The sequence below is a fragment of the Clostridium sp. D53t1_180928_C8 genome (assembly GCF_015667795.1).
Classification (GTDB): Bacteria; Bacillota; Clostridia; order Clostridiales; family Clostridiaceae; genus Clostridium.
Genome location: NZ_JADPEL010000009.1, coordinates 120,611 through 138,642, shown reverse-complemented (window position 1 = coordinate 138,642; position 18,032 = coordinate 120,611). Strand labels below are relative to the sequence as shown.

Below are 18,032 nucleotides of genomic sequence, written 5' to 3'. Positions count from 1 at the left end.
ATAAAGGAAGCTGATATAACAGCTTCCTTTATATTATTATTAGTGATTTTTTTAGTAAATATAACGGGTTATATGAAAGCTTAGATTTTCTTAAGCCATTGCTACCACAATCTTCTTGCCTATTAATAAATTTTGTTTCAGAGAAATCCTTTTTGATAAACTCTCTATTTATAAATGAATATACACCCTTATAATTAATATCACATCTTTCAATATGAATTATAGCAGTATCTCTCAGTATTTCGCCAATAGAGAATCCAACTAAAGAATTTTCAACATAAATAGCAATTGAATATAAATTTAAATAGCTTAGATTATGAAGCAAATCAGTTATCTCTTTAGTTTCTATTTGAAGCTCTTTACAAAGGTTGGTTCTTTTTTTGTGCCACTTGAATAATAAATCTAAGCAATCGTTTATTTTTTGTTCATTATCTATTGAAGTAATTGTATAATTATAGGAATTTATAAAAGAGTTATAATGATTTTTCTTTTGATGATACTTTTTACCTTCTAATTTTAATAAATCATTTGTTAAATAGATATATTCAAAGGTATCTCTATTTTCAATAATTTTAAAAGGTAAATTAGTATAGTTTTTTAAATCTAGAATAAAACTATCTTCTATATCACCTAATAAATAGATATTATCATCGGTAGATAATGATTTTAACTTAAGGATTAATTCCTCAAGTTTTGATTTATCATATCCTAGAGGCATCATAAAAAATGGACCATCATTAGTTTCTTTTTTTACTATCAGACAATTGTCTATTATAGAATATTTTGTATCACACAAATCTCTCCATAAATATAAAGCAGTAAAGGAGTATTCATAAGATTTATTAGTAGAATCCTTTAAAAAATTATTAAATAAATCTTTATCACTTATAGTTAAATCTTTGAAGTTTTCCAATTTATCATCCCCTTGTTGTATAAAAAGAAAAAAGGTATATATATTATTTTATTTTTATACTATAAAGATGTGTAATAATATATTAACAAAAATATAGGAATTAAATTTTAACTAAAGAATATAATTTTATGAATAAAACTTTAGTATTAAAGGAATGAAATAAATGAAATTAAAAAATTTAGTATTAAATTTATCAAAAGACGACATATTAAATTTAATGGCTTTGCAAGATAAAACAATAATAAAAAAATTAGAATTAGGAAAGACAATTACTGCAAGTGGAATTTATAAGTTAGTTGGATTAAATATTGATTTTGATACATCCATGACTATTTCTAGTTTTAAAAATAATGTGATTTATATTGATATTAATAGCTTTCAAATTTCTAAAAAAAATTCTTCTAATCCATTAGTTAAAGGTTCTATTGCACTTTTAACAAAATCTATTAACGATATAGATGGTCTTACATTAAAAGATAAGGTTTTAAGTATTGATATAGAAAAGATGGTACAAGTTTATGGGACTGACACATATGGGGTTAAATTAGATAAACTAGATATTAGTACATTAAATACAAGCAATGGATCCTTTGAATTTGGAATTAATATATTAGAAATAAATTTAAGTAATTTAAAAAATCTAAATAATACAAAAAAATAATATTTTAAAGGCTATATAAATTTATTTTAAAAACTTTAATTTAAGTAAAATAAATAAATATAGTCTTTTATTATTATTTAATAGATAATAAAATCTTTATACTAAAATAGAAATATGCTATTATATAACAATATTAGTATTTTCATAGGAGGTAAGGGTATGGAAAAATATATTTTAGCTTTAGATCAAGGAACTACAAGTTCAAGAGCTATAATATTTGATAAAGAACAAAATATATATGGAGTAGCACAAAAAGAATTTAATCAAATATATCCTAATGAGGGATGGGTTGAACATGATCCTATGGAGATATGGGCATCACAATATGGTGTTTTACAAGAAGTCTTAGCTAAGACTAACATATCACCAGAACAAATAGCGGCAATAGGAATTACTAATCAAAGAGAAACTGCAATAGTATGGGATAAAGAAACTGGAGAACCAGTATATAATGCAATAGTTTGGCAATGTAGAAGAACTGCAGATATATGTGAAATATTAAAAAAAGATGGTTTTGACAAATATATTAAAGAAAATACAGGCTTATTAATAGATGCATATTTTTCAGCTACAAAAGTTAAGTGGATACTAGATAATGTAGAAGGGGCTAGAGAAAAAGCTGATAAAGGTAAATTGCTTTTTGGAACAGTTGATACATGGTTACTTTGGAAGCTTACAAATGGCAGAATTCATGTAACTGATTACACTAATGCTTCAAGAACTATGCTTTTTAATATTAAGGAATTAAAATGGGATACAAAAATATTAAATAAATTAAATATTCCTATATCTATGTTACCAGAGGTGAAAAGTTCTTCTGAAGTATATGGATACGTTAATTTAGGCGGAAAGGATAATATTAAGGTTCCTATAGCTGGAATAGCTGGAGATCAGCAAGCGGCTCTTTTTGGGCAAGCAGCCTTTAATAAAGGCGATGCTAAAAATACATATGGTACAGGATGTTTCTTGTTAATGAATACTGGGGAAGAACTAGTTGAAAGTAAAAATGGACTTTTAACAACTATAGCAATAGGATTAAATGGCAAGATTAATTATGCTTTAGAAGGGTCTGTTTTTATGGGAGGAGCAATAATTCAATGGTTAAGAGATGAAATGGGGTTATTAGCTGATGCTCAAGATTCAGAATACTTTGCTAAAAAAGTAAAAAATAATGGTGGGGTTTATGTAGTTCCAGCTTTTGTTGGTCTTGGAGCTCCTTATTGGGATATGTATGCTAGAGGATCAATTTTTGGATTAACTAGAGGATCAAATAAAAATCACATAATTAGGGCTTCTCTTGAGGCTATTGCATATCAGGTTAAGGATTTAATTAATGCAATGGAAGAGGATGCCGGATGTAAAATTAATACTTTAAAGGTTGATGGCGGAGCTAGTAAAAATAAATTATTAATGCAATTTCAATCAGATATAACTAATATTGAAGTATGTAAGCCTATAATAACAGAAACAACAGCACTTGGAGCAGCTTATTTGGCAGGATTAGCTGTAGGATATTTTAATAATATTGATGAAATATCAAATGATTGGTATGTTGGTGAAAAGTATGAACCAAGAATGAGCTTTGAAGATAGAGAAAAGCTATATAGCGGATGGAAGAAAGCTGTTACTAGAGCACAACATTGGGAAGAGTAATTGATAAAATTATATTAAAAATGTTATAATATAATAAGTTAAATAAGAATATAAAAAGTAGAGTCAAGTATAAAAACAGAAGATAATTCTTCGTGTTTTTATACTTGATTTTTTTATTTTAATAAAAAAAAGGAGTGAGTTTTATGTATGATGTTTTAATAATTGGAGCTGGAGTTATAGGAGCATCTATTTTTAGAGAGTTAACTAAATATAATTTAAAAGTAGCAGTAGTTGAAAAAGAAAATGATGTAGCTATGGGAACTACCAAAGCTAATTCAGCAATTATTCATGCAGGATATGATCCAAAGTGTGGTACGCTAATGGCAAAATATAATGTTAGAGGGAATGATATGTTTGAAAAGATTTGTAATGAGTTATCTGTTCCCTTCAAAAGAATAGGGTCTTTAGTTTTAGCTTTTAATAATGAAGATTTAAAAGTTATTAAGGACCTCTTCATCAATGGAAATAATAATGGGGTTAAGGGATTAGAGATATTAAATAAAGAAGAGGTATTATCACTTGAACCTAATATATCAAAAGAGGTTATAGGTGCATTATATGCACCAACAGCAGGAATAATAGGACCCTTTGAATATACCATAGCACTTATGGAAAATGGTTATAAAAATGGAGGAGATATAATATTAGAGAGTGAAGTAGTATCAATTGATAAATTAGAAGAAATTTTTATTATTAAGATTAAAGACGGAAAAGAAATAAAAGCTAAGTATATTATAAATGCGGCAGGTATTTACGCAGATAGAATTCATAATATGATATGCAAGGAAAAGTTTAAAATAATACCAAGAAAAGGTGAATATTATGTAATGGATAAGTCACAAGGTAATATAGTTAATCATACAATATTTCCTTGCCCATCAAAAGTTGGAAAAGGTATATTAGTAACTCCTACAGTACATGGTAATATTTTAGTAGGTCCAAATGCAGTAGATTTAGAAGATAAAGAATCATTAAATACAACAAGTGAAGGTTTAAAGTATATAAGAAAATCTGTAGCTCATATAACTGAAAAAATAGACTTTAAAGAAAGTATAAGAACGTTTTCAGGCTTAAGAGCAACTTCAACTATTAATGATTTTATTATAGGTGAAGATTCAGAGGTGAAGGGCTTTATAGATGTAGCAGGAATCAAGTCACCTGGCTTATCATCAGCACCTGCTATAGCAGAGTATATTATTAAATTATTAAGAAATTCTGGATTAAATTTAATGAAAAATGATAATTTTACCGAGGGGAGAACACAAGTTCGAATAGCGGAGTTATCACCACTTGAAAAGGAAGAATTAATTAAAAATCAACCTTTATATGGCAGAGTGATATGTAGATGTGAAGGTATTACTGAAGGAGAAATAGTTGATGTAATAAAGAACTCCTTTGGAAAAATAACATTAGATGGAGTAAAAAGAAGATGTAGACCTGGAATGGGAAGATGTCAGGGCGGTTTTTGTGGCCCAAGAGTTCAAGAAATTATTGCTAGAGAATTAAATATAAAAATGGAGGATGTATTATTAGAAAAAAATGATTCTATTATTTTGTATGGAAAAAGCAAATAGGAGGTGAAATTAAATGATATTTGATTTAATAGTAATAGGCGGTGGACCAGCAGGACTATGTGCTGCATATGAGGCTAAAATGCAAGGTGTAGATAAAATATTAATAGTAGAAAGAGATAAGGAATTAGGCGGCATTTTAAATCAATGTATTCATAGTGGCTTTGGACTTCATACATTTAAAGAAGAACTTACAGGACCAGAATATGCGGAAAGATTTATTAATATGGTTAAAAAAACAGACATAGAAATTAAGCTTGATACAATGGTTTTAGAAATAGAAAGGGATAAAACTATACATGCAATTAATACAAAAGATGGATATATGAAATTAAAAGCAAAATCGTTAGTGCTTGCAATGGGATGTAGAGAAAGAACCAGGGGTGCTATTGCTATACCTGGAGATAGACCATCAGGAGTTTTAACAGCAGGAACAGCTCAAAGATATATAAATATGGAAGGATATATGCCTGGTAGAGAGGTATTAATACTAGGTTCTGGGGATATTGGCCTTATAATGGCAAGAAGAATGACTTTAGAAGGTGCAAAAGTAAAAGGTGTTGTTGAATTAATGCCATATTCTAATGGGTTAAATAGAAATATAGTTCAGTGTTTAAATGACTATAATATACCTTTATATTTATCTCATACTGTAATAGATATAATAGGTAAAAATAGATTAGAAAAAGTTATTATAGCAAAGGTTGATGATAATAGAGTACCTATTAAGGGAACAGAAAAAGAGTTTAATGTCGATACTTTATTATTATCTATTGGTTTAATTCCTGAAAATGAATTATCTATAAAAGCTAGTATAGAAAAAGATAAAAGAACAAACGGCCTTATAGTAAACGAAAGTATGGAAACATCTATGGAAGGAGTATTTGCTTGTGGTAACGTACTTCATGTACATGATTTAGTTGATTTTGTTAGTGAAGAGGCTAAAAGAGCTGGAAAGTGTGTTTATGAATATTTAAGTGGAAAATTAAAATCTGCAAAATATGTAAATATAATTAATGGATCTAATATAACTTACACTATACCACAGAAGTTGAATGTAGAATCTATAACAGATAAGCTTATAGTCTTTATGAGGGTAAATAATGTATACACTCACAAGAAGATAGTCGTAAAGTCTGGTAATGATATAATTTCAGAGTTTAAAAAAGAACATTTGGCTCCAGCTGAAATGGAAAAGATAGTTTTGAGTAAATCTAAATTAGATGGTATAAAAGAGGATTTAATTATATCAGTGGAGGATGACAAGTAATATGAATAAAGAGTTAATATGTATATGTTGCCCAATGGGATGTCATTTAAGTGTAGATATAGATAATAAGATAGTAAAAGGTAATACATGTAGGCGTGGAGAAGTATATGGATTAAATGAGGTTATTAATCCAGTTAGAGTTATTACATCAACTGTAAAGATTAAGTCTGCATCTTTACCAGTTTTACCAGTAAAGACAAATGGGGCTATACCTAAAGAGTTAAACTTTCAGGCTATGAAGATAATAAATAGTATTACTGTTTTAGCTCCAATAAAGCTAGGTGATATTATTATAAAGAATATATTAAATACAGGAATTGATTTAGTTGCAACTAGAAGTATGGAAAAGATATAATATCAGCCTCTTCATTTTCCAAGTATATATTATGTATATCATATATTATTTAGATGATATATAATGATATATGTGATATATAAGCGAGGAGAGGATTTAATGCCAAAGTTAATTAAAATACAAAATCCTAAATTTATTGATGATGTTGAAAAAATAATAGATTTAAGAGAAGAATTTATCTATAGTGAAAAAATACAAAATAAGATTATAGAAAATACAGATATTGAAGATAAGAATGATATAGGTTTAACAATAGATTCATGTATATTTGATAATATAACTTTTATAGACTGTAATTTTGAAAGAGTTGATTTAATAGATACAATATTTAAAAATTGTGATTTATCTAATGTATCATTTAGTGGTGGAAGTATACATAGAGCACAATTTATCAATTGTAAGTTAATAGGTACACGCTTTGATGAATGTAGTTTTAAAAATGTATTATTTGAAAATATCTTAGGAAAATATTCTAATTTTTCTTATAGTAAAATAGTAAGTGTTAATTTTATTGAATGTAATATGATAGAAAGTATATTTCAAGAGGTAAAATTAGATAAAGTAACCTTTGATAATTGTAATTTTACAAATGGATTTTTTAATAAAACATTTTTAGGTAAAATGGATTTAACTACTTGTGATATTACAGGAATTGATGTAGATATTTCTAATATATATGGAACTACAGTAACAACAATGCAAGCATTAGATTTAAGTAGATTATTAGGATTAAATATAAAGTAAAAAAATTAAGCTATCTATGAGTTTTTCATAGATAGCTTTTTTTATAATAATATATTGGGATAAAGGGAAAAATACATCATATATTGAAATGAATTGGATGTGATATATATGAAGTTCTTAAAATATATGTTGATTTTTATTCCAATCAGCATAGTAGGGAAATTTATGAATTTTTCTCCAACAGTAATGTTTATTTTGGCAGCATTATCAATTATACCTCTTGCAGGTTTAATGGGGGAAGGTACAGAAGAAATATCATTTTATGCAGGTCCTAAAATTGGAGGATTTTTAAATGCAACCTTTGGAAATGCAACAGAATTAATAATTTCATTTTTTGCATTAAAGCAAGGTTTATTTGAAGTAGTTAAATCATCTATTGCGGGATCAATTATAGGTAATATTTTATTAGTATTAGGTGCTAGTATGCTTATAGGTGGAATTAAGCATAAAAGTCAAAAATTTAATAAAAATATAGTTGAGGTTACATCTAGTATGCTATTATTTGCAGTTATTGGATTATCAATACCAGCAGTATTTACTCATACTTTTCCAAGTAATCTGTTAAATACTAGATATGAAGGATTGAGCTTAGTAGTAGCAGTTATAATGTTTATAATATATATATTAAGTTTAGTATTTTCATTTTTTACTCATAAAGAATTATATGCAGTAAATTATGATGAAGAAGAGGGAAAAGCAAAATGGTCTTTAAAAAAGGCTATAATTATTTTAATAGTAGCTACTGTTTTTATTGCCATAGAAAGTGAATTTTTAGTTAATGGAGTAGAAGGAATAACAGGAAAGTTGGGATTAAGTGAATCATTTGTAGGAATTATATTAATTCCTATAATAGGAAATGCAGCTGAACATACTACAGCAATTACTATGGCTTTAAAAAATAAAATGGATGTTGCAATTGAAATTGCAATAGGTTCAAGTATGCAAATAATTTTATTTGTAGCTCCAGTACTTATATTCTTAAGTCTTATGTTTACACCTATGACTATAATATTTAATCAATTTGAACTAATTGCTCTTATAGTATCAGTATTGATAGCTAATAAAGTAGCTAGTGATGGAGAATCAAATTGGTTAGAAGGAGCTCAATTAGTTGCAGTATATTTAATAATTGCAGCTGGATTCTTTATAGTATAAATTATAGAGTGCATAATACTACTAATTAGTACTGTAATTACATAGGATGATATATTTATATATGAGTAAAATAACTTTGTAATGTAAGATAAACATTATAATGTATTTTCATATAGGAGGAATTAATACTATGGGTGAAAAGCATAGCTGTTGTTGCTCAAGTCAACAAGAAAAAGAAAAGAAAGCAAATAATTGTGGATGTGAACATAGAAAAGGTAAAAAGGCTCAAAATATAAAAGAAAATTCTTAAAAAATAAATGGCTAGCATATATACTAGCCATTTATTTTTTAAGAATATTTAATAAAAATTTGAATAATTCAAATTAACATATATAATTAATAATGGAAAAATGATATTATATAAATTAAAATGATATTATATTATACATAAATAAGGTGAGATACATATGGAAGAATTAAAAAAGATATTAGATGAAATGTTTAAAGATGACATAATTAAGGTTGTTATAAGTAATAAGCTTAATAAAGATGTTAAGTACAATAAAATAACAATTAATTTAAAGGAAACTAATAAGGGGAAATTTTATCAAGTAGAAAAATTTACTGACAAACAAGTTTTTCATGAAAACATAAAATTAGAAGATATAAATGAAAAGGTATATGAATGTATAAATGGAGTTTATAAGCAACTTGCAGCATGGTCAAATGATTGTACATATGATATGAAAATATCAAAGAAAGGAAAAGTTCTATTAAGCAAGAAAAAATCTGATAATGCTAAAGTAGTTAAAAAAGGTCATAATAAAGAGAAAAACTATATATTAAAAGAGGGAATGATTATAGAACCTCTTATAGACTTAGGCGTATTTACTAAGGAAGGAAAAGTTATTAACTCTAAATATGATAAATATAAGCAAATAAATAGATTTATAGAAATAATAGATGATGAAATTAAAAAGAATGATTATAAAGAGTTAACTATATTAGATTTTGGATGTGGGAAATCATATTTAACATTTGTATTATATTACTATTTCGTAGAAATAAAAAAAATAAATGTAAAAATGATTGGATTAGATTTAAAGGAAGATGTAATTAAAAAATGTAATGAAATAGCTCAAAGATATAAATATGATAATTTACACTTTGAGTTAGGTGATATTAATGGATTTAAATATAATAATAAAGTTGATATGGTAATAACTTTACATGCATGTAATACAGCAACAGATTATGCCTTATATAATGCGGTTAAATGGAATAGTAAATTTATTTTCTCTGTACCATGCTGTCAACATGAGTTTAATGCTCAAATGAAAGCAGATGAATTATCAATATTAACTAAGTATGGAATAATTCAAGAAAGGGTAGCCGCTTTAATGACAGATAGTGTAAGAGCTAACTTATTAGAGGCTGCAGGATATAAAACACAACTATTAGAATTTATAGACATTTCTCATTCTCCTAAAAATATTTTAATAAGAGCTTCTAAAACAAATATTTCAAAAGAGAAAAAGGAAAAATCTTTAAAAGAGGTTGATAACCTAATTAATACATTTAATTTTAATCCTACACTATATAATTTATTAAAAGATGATAATTTAATTTAATACCTAAAGGCAGTAAAATATATTACTGCCTTTATTTTAAAATACATTTAAGGAGATGTTTATGAAGGCAGGCAAGAAAAAAGTTTTTAATGTTATTTATGGAAGAATATTAATGATAATTGCAATATTATTTGTGCAAATTGCAATATTAGGATTTGCATTTATGTGGTTAAGAGAAGATATTCCATATATATATGGTGGATTTACTATAATAACAGCAATATTAGTTATATATATTTTAAATAAAAAAGAAAATCCTTCGTTTAAATTAGCTTGGATGGTACTGTTAGTTATATCACCTGTTTTTGGTGGATTATTCTATTTATTTGTAAAATTCCAAGTTGAAAGTAAATTGATTAATTATAAGCTGTTAAAGATTATAGGCGAAACACAACAATACTTATCACAAGATAAAGAGGTTATAAACGAATTAGAAGAAGTGGACATGCAGGTAGCAAATTTAGCAAAATACATGGTGAATATAGGCGGATATCCAATTTATAAAAATACAGATATAAAGTACTTCCCTTTAGGTGAAGAAAAATTTAAAGAAATGAAAGAACAAATAAAAAAGGCTAAAGACTTTATATTTATGGAATACTTTATTGTAGAAGAAAGTTATATGTGGAATTCTATTTTAGAATTATTAGAAGAGAAGGTTAAACAAGGTGTTGAAGTTAGATTTATGTATGATGGTATGTGTTCATTAGCATTATTACCATATGATTATCCTGAATCTATAAAAGAAAAAGGAATAAAGTGCAAAATGTTTTCACCTATTAAGCCAGTTCTCTCAACAGCACAAAATAATAGGGATCATAGAAAAATACTTGTTATTGATGGAAAAGTAGCTTTTAACGGTGGAATTAATTTAGGTGATGAGTACATAAATCGTATTGAAAAGTATGGACACTGGAAGGATACAGCAGTAATGCTAACCGGAGAAGCAGTAAAGAGTTTTACATTAATGTTTTTGCAAATGTGGAATATTAATGAGAAGAATCATGATGATTTTAAAAAGTACATATCTATTGAAAAGGAAGAAGAAAATGCTGTTGGATACGTAATGCCTTATGGAGATAGTCCTTTAGATAATGAAAATGTAGGAGAAAATGTATATTTAGATATATTAGCCACAGCTAAAGAATATGTTCATATTATGACTCCATATTTAATTATTGATAATGAAATGATGACAGCTCTAACTTATGCAGCTAAAAGAGGAATAGATGTAAAATTAATACTACCAAGTATTCCAGATAAAAAGAGTGCATTTATGTTAGCTAGAACCTATTATCCTGAACTTATAGAAGCAGGTGTGAAAATATATGAATATACACCAGGTTTTGTACATGCTAAGATATTTTCAAGTGATGATCAAAAGGCAGTAGTAGGAACTATAAATTTAGACTTTAGAAGTTTATATCTGCATTTTGAGTGTGCTACATTCTTCTACAAGACTAATGTTATAAGAGATATAGAAAGTGATTTTCAAAATACATTAAAATTATGTAAGAATATAACTATTGAGGATTATAATAAATTGAATATTTTTTACAAAATTGGAGGAGGAATTTTGAAATTAATTGCTCCACTAATGTAAAATTAATAGAAATAATAATGGAATTGTGTATCTATTTCATTATTATTTTTTTTATTTGTCTTAAAAGAAGAATTAATTACATAATAATAGAATGTACAAGCCGTTTTAGAAATAACATAAGGGGGGAAAGCTATTTTGGTGGAGGGTAGTAAAAGAGGTAGTATAAAATTGGGGGTAATTACTGCTATTTTAGCTATGGTAATAATATATTTATTAATTTCTATATATTTTAATAAACATTTTTTTTATGGTACTTATATAAATGGAGTGAATGTATCATTTAAAACTATAGAAGAGGCTGATACTGAATTGTTAAGTGCATCACATGATTATATTATAGAAATTAGAGAAAGAGATAATATTGTAGAATATATAAAGGGAGAGACAATCGATTTTGAATATAAAGGAACCGATGAAATAGGAGAGTTAAAGAAAAATCAAAATGGATTTTTATGGCCTAAGTTTTTATTTTCTAAGAATGTATATAATATAAATAATGTTTATAATTATGAAAAAGATTTGCTTGAGGAGGAGATTAATAAATTATCTTGTTTTAGAAAGGAAAATATTATAGAACCATTAGATGCTTGTTTTCATTTTAATGGAACTGATTATGATATAGTTGAGGAAATATACGGTAATAAGGTTAATAAAGATTATTTGTATGCATATATATTGAATTCTGTATTAATAGGAAGGAGAATAATTGATCTAGAAAAAATAAATGCTTATGAATATCCTGATTTTATTTCAACTAGTGAAAAAGTTATAGAGACACAAAAGGAATTAAATAAATATGTATCTACTGAAATTTACTATACCTTTGATGAGGAAATAGAAATTTTAGATGGAAGTATTATTAACCAGTGGTTAGAAGTAGATCAATCTATGAATGTTGTTTTTAATGAAGAGAAAATAAAAGAGTATTTAAATGAATTGAGTACTAAATATGATACTTATGGAAAAACACGTAGTTTTAAAACAACTACTGGAAAGACGGTTGATGTAGTAGGGGGAAATTATGGATGGAAAATTGATAAGAGCAAAGAATTTGAAGAGTTAATAGAAAAGATAAAAGGTGGAGAAAAAACAAAGAAAAAGCCAGTATATATACAAGAAGCATGGGGAACTAGGGAGAACGACATTGGTAATACTTATGTAGAAATAAATTTAACTAATCAATCTTTATGGTTTTATAAAGATGGAAAGTTAATTGTTCAAGGGGATGTTGTAACAGGAAATATAAATAGAGGCAATGCAACGCCACAAGGAACATATATATTAAATTATAAGCAAAAGAATGCAACTTTAAAAGGAGCTGGATATAGCTCAGATGTTAAGTATTGGATGCCCTTTAATTGTAATATAGGAATACATGATGCAAGTTGGAGAGGGTCATTTGGTGGTTCAATTTATAAAAGTGATGGTAGTCATGGTTGTGTAAATGTTCCATTATATTTAGCTAAAAAAATATATGATAATATAGAGCCAGGAACACCAATTGTTTGTTATAAGGAAGAGTAGTAAAAAGTATATAGGAGGTAATAAAAATGCTGTTTACAGGAATAATTGCTTGGATAAATATAGCTTTAATATTAACTATTTCAATATTAAGTATATATGCATTAATACTTATAATAAAAGCTTTAAATATTTATATAAAGAAAAATTCTTAAAGATATTATAGTATAAACAAATTAATTTTGAGTAAAAATATGTACACAAATGTAAAAAAATAATATAATAAAAATGCAATTAATTTTATGAAAGGTAAAGATATAGTAAAAAATGAGAATGTAATCATCTTTAAAAAATAAAAACAACCAAATAAACCTTTAAAGGTTTATTTGTGTTGTATAAATTTTAGAGAGTGATTACTATGCTATAGCTTTATTAAATGAAACACACTACTCATTAACAATCGTAGGTGTAAGTTCAATTTGCTAAATCAAAAATTTAGGGTTGTACTTAAAAAATAAATCTATATTTTATAGGTTTATGTATAATGAAATTGATTCATTTAATAATGTGAAATATAGTTTTAGTTTGTAATTCTCTCGCTATTAGTTAGGAGGGATTTTTTTATGCAATTAATTAAAAAAAATAATTAAAAAAAATATTATGGAGATAGATTAATTTTAGATATTGGAACTCTAGAAATATTTGAAAGTGAAAAAGTAGGGCTTGTAGGGGTAAATGGGTCTGGTAAAAGCACCTTCTTAAATGTAATTTGTAATAGAGAAAGTTATGATGAAGGAAATGTTTATTTAGATAGCAGTTATTCATATATTAATCAATTGGAAGAAGAGGTTGTTAATATTCAAAATAGAAAAATAGCGAAATAGTTAAATTTACCAGATGAATATAATGAATTTCTTAGTGGTGGAGAAAAAGTAAAGGCAAGAGTAGCTCTAGCATTAAATAATAACAGTAGAATAATAATAGCTGATGAACCTACTTCTAACCTTGATGTAAATTCAATTGAGTATTTAGAAGAAAAATTTATTAAGTTTAATGGAGCAATATTATTAGTTTCTCATGATAGAGATTTTCTTGATCATATTTGTAATAAAATAATTGAAATAAATGAAGGTAAAATTACAGTATTTAATGGAAATTATAGTAGTTATATTAAACAAAAGGAAGAAAGATTTAATAGAGCAATTTTTGAATACCATCAGTATGTTAAAGAGAAAAAAAGATTAGAAGAAGCTGTAATAACTAAAAGTTCTTTAAGAGATGGAATGAAAAAGACACCTAAGAGATTTGGTAATTCTGAAGCAAGGCTTCACAAAATAGGAAATCAAGCTACTAAGAAAAATATGGATAATGCCATAAAATCATTAAAAACTAGAATTGAAAAATTAGATGAAAAAGAGAAGCCAAAAGAAAATCAAATAATAAAAATTGATATATATGGTGATAAAGAGGCTTATATTAATATAATAAAGGTTAATAAAGAGTACATGTATAAAACTGCATATATGTATGTAAAAGCTGAAGCAAAGTCTATGGAGATACTTCAAGAAACTATAACTAGAGGATATTTTAATATTAATAAATTAAAAGAACCATCATTTTTTAAAACATGGATTACAAGAATATTAATTAATGTATCAGTTGATATGATGAAGAAAGAATAAAAATTGTTCAAATCGAAGAATCAGTATATATTGAAGAATATAGAACTATCTCAATAGAAGAGAAAATAGATTTATATAAGGCTGTAGATTTATTAAGAGATAAATATAAGACTATAATTATAATGAAGTATTTTAATGATTTGAAAATAAAGGATATTTCAGTCTTATTATATCTAAATAAGGATGTAGAAAAAATATATGAGACATACTCAGAGTATTCTACTGAAATAAATATGAATAAAGAAAGTAATGGAATAAAAATAACGTTAAAAGAGGCTATTTTTGATGGACGAGTTTTGAATTTTACTTATATGATAGAAAGTGATAAAGATTTAGGTTTTTATCCTATCATAGGGGCAAATAGTATAAAAGAAGTAATGGATAGTGAAGGGAATGCCTTAATATATGAAGATGGAAGGCAGGAGAGAATAGAAGATAATAATTATATTGGTCAAGCTACTTATAAAATTAGTGAAGAAAATATTAATAAATAATATAATAAATTTAATTTCATAATAAACTGGAAGGATATAGTTATATTAAATGATGAGAATGCATGGTTTAGTAAAGATATAATTGAAGGTAAAGAAGTTGAATTACATGGAGATATAAAGGAAGTAATAAGTGGAGAATGGAATTTTGATATAGAGGTAAATACCGTTGAAAATTATATTAAAGAAGTAAATGAAACTATTGAAAACAATTTATATGAATTTACAGTTGAAAAAATTTCAATATCACCAATATCATTTAATATTAATTATAATTATATTACAAGAGATACTGAAAAGATAAATGGGAAATTATATAATTTAGATATTGATGTAAAAGATGATTTAGGAAATATATATACTTCGCAACCATTTGGAATAAGTGGAGATGGAAGACAATGGTGGAGTAATAGTGTTTTTGAAAAAATAAATGAAGATGCAAGCGAGTTAATTATAACACCTAGAATTTCAGAATTAGATTGTGAACAATTTAGTGATGATTACACAATAGAAGATATGGTATTAGAACCAATAGTAATTAAGCTTACAAAGTAATAAAGAGTGAACATGGATTATGTAAAAAGTATTTTTTTATATAGTCCATTTTATTTTTGTAATAATTTATAGGGCTACATAATATATTATATTGTAACTTTAATTAACTAAATAAGATATTTAGAATTTAATTTAAAGGGGTGTTAATAATGGGGAGTAATACTAAAACTATAATATTGAAATTATCAAGAGAAAATGAAAGAAAACTTAGGGATAAAGCTATAAAAGATAATAAAAGTATAACTGAATATATTAAGAAAGTTTGTATATATGACCCTTGGCTTGAAAATTATGAGGAGTAAAAAATATGGATTTTATAAATAGTAGTATATTACATAGGGTATTTATTATTTTTTATAGTGTTATTATAATTTATGGATTTTACTCTGATATTAAAGATAAGAATAAAGTGGAAAAAAGAATAAGAGAAAAAATAGATGGCCAATACAAAATAGAAATATTATTAGAAATAGATGAAGATGAAAAATATATGTTGAGAAGTTTAGCTTATGATTATGGATATAATACAATAGAAGAATTTATTGTTACAATATTAAATGAAGAAGTAAATGATGAAATAGATGAGTATAATTATTAAAAAATATTATTTAATAATAATTATTATCTATTGATAGTATTAAAATATTGTAGTATATTTATAATGAAACACACTACTAATATAAATTCGTAGGTGTACACATAGTGTAACTTCAACTAGACAAATTAAAATTTGGAGTTTCAGTTAAGTTCAATTTACTAAGTCGAAGATTTAGAATTTCACTTAAATACAGAATACTGGAGGACTATAAATGTTAAACATAGGATGTCACTTATCTACTACAAAGGGATTTAAAAATATGGGAAAAGAAGCTTTATCTATTGGAGCTAACACTTTTCAATTCTTTACACGTAATCCTAGAGGTGGAAAAGCTAAAGATATAGATGAAAAAGATGTTGCTGGACTTTTAGAAATTATGAAGGAAAATAGTTTTGCTAAAATATTAGCTCATGCACCATATACTTTAAATGGATGTTCAGCAGATGAAAATACAAGAAAATTTGCAACGCAAATGATGGCCGATGATTTAGTTAGAATGGAATATTTACCTAATAATCTTTATAACTTCCATCCAGGAAGTCATGTAAAACAAGGTGTTGATGTAGGAATAGATTTTATTGTAGAAATGTTAAATACAGTATTAAAACCAGAGCAAACAACAACAGTTTTACTTGAAACTATGGCTGGAAAAGGTACTGAAATAGGTAGAAGCTTTGAAGAAATAGCACAAATAATCGAAAGAGTATATTTAAAGGACCATTTAGGTGTATGTTTAGATACATGTCATGTTTATGATGCTGGATATGATATAGTTAATGATTTAGATAATGTTTTAGACGAATTTGATAGAATAATTGGATTAGATAGATTAAAAGCTATACATCTTAATGATAGTAAGAATCCTTTTAAAAGTCATAAAGATAGACATGAAAAAATAGGTGAAGGAAGCTTAGGACTTGAAGGAATAAGCAGAATAATAAACCATCCAAAGCTTAGACATTTACCATTTTTCTTAGAAACACCTAATGAATTAGATGGATATAAAAATGAAATAGAATTATTAAGAGAACAATATAAATAGTAGAAAAAGCGGAAGTATTTTTTGATATCATTTAGATAAAACAAGGAGTACTTCTGCTTTTTTTTATACGTAGTATTAAAACTAAATATAAATTAATAAAAGAGAGTAAAATAATGTTATAAATATATTTTATTCTTTTAATAATATAAATATATTATAGGTTAAAAAATATTAGAGGTGATTTTTTTATGAGTGAAAATAACGGTAGAGAATCTAAAGCAATAGAAGTATTATTTCAAAAGTTAATAAGTGATAGTTATAAACAAAAGCAATATAGAGATATGTATACAATTGATATATTGCCTAGAAATGTTGCAGATATTAACAAGTACAAGGATTTTGAAACTATTATATTAAAAAATAATAGCTATAATGTTTTAAATAAGTTTGTTTTATCAATGAGCAAATTATATCTTTATGATAGTCATATTTTTAAATTAATACATGAAGAAGGAGATAGTTTATCTTTTGAGCCTTATAATAATGATTTAAATAGGTTTATAGATGATGTTATTTATAATTTATCTGTTCCAGATAAGAGAATGGATATTATCTTTAATGAATTAAAGATTGGAATAGAAATAAGTTCATGGTGTATAAAGGTTATGGACTTTGGTTGTACAGAATTAAGGTTTGTTATGGATATGTTTAAGTCAGAAGGACTATTTATAAGAAGACCATTTTTATAAAATATACCTTATTATGTA

The 18,032-nt window shown here is 25.7% G+C and carries 18 protein-coding genes; 17 read left to right on the top strand and 1 reads right to left on the bottom strand.

Annotation, left to right across the window (positions count from 1 at the left end):
• Positions 1–28: 28 nt before the first annotated feature.
• The gene (locus tag I4V51_RS08730) at positions 29–913 is read right to left on the bottom strand and encodes a phosphatidylglycerol lysyltransferase domain-containing protein (protein ID WP_195988034.1); all 885 of its coding nucleotides are present in this window, start codon (positions 911–913) and stop codon (positions 29–31) included.
• Positions 914–1,076: 163 nt separating this feature from the next.
• Here I4V51_RS08730 and I4V51_RS08725 point away from each other — a divergent pair, with 163 nt between their 5' ends.
• The 17 genes from I4V51_RS08725 (at position 1,077) to I4V51_RS08640 (ending at position 18,014) form a co-directional block, all read left to right on the top strand.
• A complete protein-coding gene (locus I4V51_RS08725; protein WP_195988032.1) occupies positions 1,077–1,574 on the top strand; it encodes a hypothetical protein in 498 nt (165 codons plus the stop codon).
• Positions 1,575–1,733: 159 nt separating this feature from the next.
• Positions 1,734–3,227 carry a glycerol kinase GlpK gene (gene glpK / locus I4V51_RS08720; RefSeq protein ID WP_195988031.1) on the top strand — a complete coding sequence of 498 codons (1,494 nt, stop codon included), beginning with the start codon at positions 1,734–1,736 and terminating at the stop codon, positions 3,225–3,227.
• 143 nt (positions 3,228–3,370) lie between these two features.
• Positions 3,371–4,801: an NAD(P)/FAD-dependent oxidoreductase gene (locus I4V51_RS08715; RefSeq protein WP_195988030.1), complete on the top strand. Its 1,431-nt coding sequence runs from the start codon at positions 3,371–3,373 to the stop codon at positions 4,799–4,801.
• 13 nt (positions 4,802–4,814) lie between these two features.
• Complete coding sequence (locus tag I4V51_RS08710; RefSeq protein ID WP_195988029.1) at positions 4,815–6,068, top strand: NAD(P)/FAD-dependent oxidoreductase; 1,254 nt, start codon at positions 4,815–4,817, stop codon at positions 6,066–6,068.
• A gap of 1 nt (position 6,069) precedes the next feature.
• Positions 6,070–6,423: a DUF1667 domain-containing protein gene (locus I4V51_RS08705; protein ID WP_195988028.1), complete on the top strand. Its 354-nt coding sequence runs from the start codon at positions 6,070–6,072 to the stop codon at positions 6,421–6,423.
• A 99-nt stretch (positions 6,424–6,522) separates the two neighbouring features.
• On the top strand, positions 6,523–7,167 hold the full coding sequence (locus I4V51_RS08700) for a pentapeptide repeat-containing protein (RefSeq protein WP_195988027.1): 645 nt from the start codon (positions 6,523–6,525) through the stop codon (positions 7,165–7,167).
• 108 nt (positions 7,168–7,275) lie between these two features.
• Positions 7,276–8,322, top strand: coding sequence for a calcium/proton exchanger (gene cax / locus I4V51_RS08695; RefSeq protein WP_195988026.1), 1,047 nt, complete (start codon positions 7,276–7,278; stop codon positions 8,320–8,322).
• Positions 8,323–8,729: 407 nt separating this feature from the next.
• The gene (locus I4V51_RS08690) at positions 8,730–9,893 is read left to right on the top strand and encodes an SAM-dependent methyltransferase (protein WP_195988024.1); all 1,164 of its coding nucleotides are present in this window, start codon (positions 8,730–8,732) and stop codon (positions 9,891–9,893) included.
• 61 nt (positions 9,894–9,954) lie between these two features.
• Positions 9,955–11,496, top strand: a complete 1,542-nt coding sequence (gene cls, locus I4V51_RS08685; RefSeq protein ID WP_195988022.1) for a cardiolipin synthase — start codon at positions 9,955–9,957, stop codon at positions 11,494–11,496.
• A 138-nt stretch (positions 11,497–11,634) separates the two neighbouring features.
• A complete protein-coding gene (locus tag I4V51_RS08680) occupies positions 11,635–13,020 on the top strand; it encodes a peptidoglycan binding domain-containing protein (protein ID WP_347708652.1) in 1,386 nt (461 codons plus the stop codon).
• Between the two features lie 26 nt (positions 13,021–13,046).
• Positions 13,047–13,172, top strand: a complete 126-nt coding sequence (locus I4V51_RS21375) for a hypothetical protein (RefSeq protein ID WP_279325448.1) — start codon at positions 13,047–13,049, stop codon at positions 13,170–13,172.
• A gap of 1,068 nt (positions 13,173–14,240) precedes the next feature.
• Positions 14,241–14,639, top strand: a complete 399-nt coding sequence (locus I4V51_RS20925) for a sigma factor (RefSeq protein ID WP_207745928.1) — start codon at positions 14,241–14,243, stop codon at positions 14,637–14,639.
• Positions 14,640–14,761: 122 nt separating this feature from the next.
• Complete coding sequence (locus I4V51_RS08665) at positions 14,762–15,133, top strand: DUF4179 domain-containing protein (RefSeq protein WP_195988021.1); 372 nt, start codon at positions 14,762–14,764, stop codon at positions 15,131–15,133.
• 701 nt (positions 15,134–15,834) lie between these two features.
• Positions 15,835–15,987, top strand: a complete 153-nt coding sequence (locus I4V51_RS08655) for a hypothetical protein (RefSeq protein WP_195988020.1) — start codon at positions 15,835–15,837, stop codon at positions 15,985–15,987.
• Positions 15,988–15,992: 5 nt separating this feature from the next.
• Complete coding sequence (locus I4V51_RS08650) at positions 15,993–16,283, top strand: hypothetical protein (RefSeq protein ID WP_195988019.1); 291 nt, start codon at positions 15,993–15,995, stop codon at positions 16,281–16,283.
• A gap of 211 nt (positions 16,284–16,494) precedes the next feature.
• Complete coding sequence (locus I4V51_RS08645; RefSeq protein ID WP_195988018.1) at positions 16,495–17,325, top strand: deoxyribonuclease IV; 831 nt, start codon at positions 16,495–16,497, stop codon at positions 17,323–17,325.
• 188 nt (positions 17,326–17,513) lie between these two features.
• Entirely contained in the window at positions 17,514–18,014 is a 501-nt protein-coding gene (locus I4V51_RS08640; protein WP_195988017.1) for a hypothetical protein, read from the top strand.
• Positions 18,015–18,032: the final 18 nt, after the last annotated feature.

Coding starts and splice junctions, on each gene's coding strand:
- I4V51_RS08650 (WP_195988019.1), top strand. CDS start 15,993: ATGGATTTTATAAATAGTAGTATATTACATAGGGTATTTATTATTTTT.
- I4V51_RS08640 (WP_195988017.1), top strand. CDS start 17,514: ATGAGTGAAAATAACGGTAGAGAATCTAAAGCAATAGAAGTATTATTT.
- I4V51_RS08665 (WP_195988021.1), top strand. CDS start 14,762: ATGAAGTATTTTAATGATTTGAAAATAAAGGATATTTCAGTCTTATTA.
- cax (WP_195988026.1), top strand. CDS start 7,276: ATGAAGTTCTTAAAATATATGTTGATTTTTATTCCAATCAGCATAGTA.
- I4V51_RS08710 (WP_195988029.1), top strand. CDS start 4,815: ATGATATTTGATTTAATAGTAATAGGCGGTGGACCAGCAGGACTATGT.
- I4V51_RS08700 (WP_195988027.1), top strand. CDS start 6,523: ATGCCAAAGTTAATTAAAATACAAAATCCTAAATTTATTGATGATGTT.
- glpK (WP_195988031.1), top strand. CDS start 1,734: ATGGAAAAATATATTTTAGCTTTAGATCAAGGAACTACAAGTTCAAGA.
- I4V51_RS08690 (WP_195988024.1), top strand. CDS start 8,730: ATGGAAGAATTAAAAAAGATATTAGATGAAATGTTTAAAGATGACATA.
- I4V51_RS08715 (WP_195988030.1), top strand. CDS start 3,371: ATGTATGATGTTTTAATAATTGGAGCTGGAGTTATAGGAGCATCTATT.
- I4V51_RS08705 (WP_195988028.1), top strand. CDS start 6,070: ATGAATAAAGAGTTAATATGTATATGTTGCCCAATGGGATGTCATTTA.
- I4V51_RS08645 (WP_195988018.1), top strand. CDS start 16,495: ATGTTAAACATAGGATGTCACTTATCTACTACAAAGGGATTTAAAAAT.
- I4V51_RS21375 (WP_279325448.1), top strand. CDS start 13,047: ATGCTGTTTACAGGAATAATTGCTTGGATAAATATAGCTTTAATATTA.
- I4V51_RS20925 (WP_207745928.1), top strand. CDS start 14,241: ATGAAAAAGACACCTAAGAGATTTGGTAATTCTGAAGCAAGGCTTCAC.
- I4V51_RS08725 (WP_195988032.1), top strand. CDS start 1,077: ATGAAATTAAAAAATTTAGTATTAAATTTATCAAAAGACGACATATTA.
- I4V51_RS08655 (WP_195988020.1), top strand. CDS start 15,835: ATGGGGAGTAATACTAAAACTATAATATTGAAATTATCAAGAGAAAAT.
- cls (WP_195988022.1), top strand. CDS start 9,955: ATGAAGGCAGGCAAGAAAAAAGTTTTTAATGTTATTTATGGAAGAATA.